At 45.4% G+C, this 1,059-nt stretch carries 1 protein-coding gene; it reads right to left on the bottom strand.

Translation table 11 applies throughout. The features are described 5' to 3' along the window. Positions 1-72 precede the first annotated feature (72 nt). Positions 73-1,020 (bottom strand): IS30 family transposase, encoded by a 948-nt coding sequence (locus AB0H75_RS50245; RefSeq protein WP_003130410.1) that lies wholly within the window; start codon positions 1,018-1,020, stop codon positions 73-75. Between the last annotated feature and the right edge of the window lie 39 nt (positions 1,021-1,059).

The raw sequence follows: 1,059 nt of genomic DNA, 5'->3' as shown, positions 1-1,059 counted from the left end.
GCCCGTGTTGATCCACCGTTCGACTGTCTTGGGCTCGACGCCGCACGTCTCGGCGCAAATTGCAAGTCCAAGTTAGCCAGCCAAGCTCATCTCATATGAACTCTTATAGTTGAACATTTTTCTTGGATAATGGTTCATCCAATACTCGATAGCGGCGACTTCTTCAGGGGTCGTCTTTGTTGTGCCTTTTGGCAGATGCCTACGAATCATTCGGTTATGGTTTTCATTCGTCCCTCGCTCAAAGCTCGCGTAGGCGTGTGCATAGTAAACTGGACAGCTTACGACCTCAGAGAGCCTTGCAAATTCATGGCCATTGTCAGGGGTAATGGATTTGAAGTCATAACTTTTTTGAAGTTCCACCAGCTCATCATTGACCGCCTGTGCTGTTTTCCCATCAATCAAGCGAATGATCTCCGTGCGGTATTTTCGCTCTGTGAGCGTCAAAAGCACCTTGTTCTTAGCTCTCGTAAGAATGACCGTGTCAATCTCGTAATGCCCCACTTCTAAGCGATTGTTAATGAACTCAGGCCGTTCTTCAATAGACTTGCCAAAAGGATGCTTTGGCGCACGAGGTTTGATTTTCTTTGCCGCCTTATACTGCGGATAGAAAAGATGATGACGCTTGGCTTCTAACCAGCCCCAGTTGACCCAATTGTAGAGGCTGCTCAGAGAAACTCCTTTTAGAGCCTGATGAATGACTTCCAAAGAGTCCTTGTCTTCTTTAAGACGTGTACTCACATAACAATCAATCTCAGTCGTGAGTTTACTCGGACGAACACTGTGAGCCCTCAATCCTTCATAATTTTCTTGAGCCTTTTTAGCAGAGTATTTTACCTTCCGCTTGAGCTGGATTTCCCCTCGCTTCATCTCTCTGTCAATCGTCCCATGAGCTTTATTCAATAAGCGCGCAATCTCACGGTTGCTCAGTCCTTCTTTATTGTGCCAACGTTCAATGTTTAAACGGTCTTGATTGGTCAGGTGTTTCCCTTTGCTCTGGCTTGTGATAGAATAGTCTTGCATCTGAATTTCCTTTTTATACTATTTGGTCGAACTTCTAGT

The sequence above is a fragment of the Nonomuraea sp. NPDC050783 genome, from assembly GCF_040802095.1.
Taxonomy (GTDB): Bacteria; Actinomycetota; Actinomycetes; order Streptosporangiales; family Streptosporangiaceae; genus Nonomuraea.
The sequence above is the reverse complement of the archived record's forward strand: the minus strand, read 5'-3'. Positions and strand labels throughout refer to the sequence as shown.